A 231-nucleotide genomic window follows, 5' to 3' on the forward strand; every position below is an offset into this window, starting at 1 on the left:
TCTATTTTGTGAATGATGCAGGCCAGCTGCAGGGAGCAGGTTCGGCTAAGACGGTGGTTACTCGCGCGCAGCCACAGGGTAAAATCACCATTCAGAACAACAATCCGCAGACAGGCGAATTTGATATTGTCGTGTCAGATATTGTAGCCCCAGATGGTTTGAAGTCCGTTTACTTGCCGACTTGGTCAGCTGCTAACGACCAAGATGATGTGCAGTGGTACACCGCTGAAA

1 protein-coding gene is annotated in these 231 nt (G+C 49.8%); it reads left to right on the forward strand.

Going from position 1 to position 231, the window contains the following annotated elements:
- A partial coding sequence (locus AX677_RS02590; protein ID WP_197416876.1) for a GBS Bsp-like repeat-containing protein occupies window positions 1-231 on the forward strand: 231 nt, incomplete at both ends.

Source organism: Streptococcus sp. CCH8-C6, from assembly GCF_001557225.1.
GTDB lineage: Bacteria > Bacillota > Bacilli > Lactobacillales > Streptococcaceae > Streptococcus > Streptococcus sanguinis_C.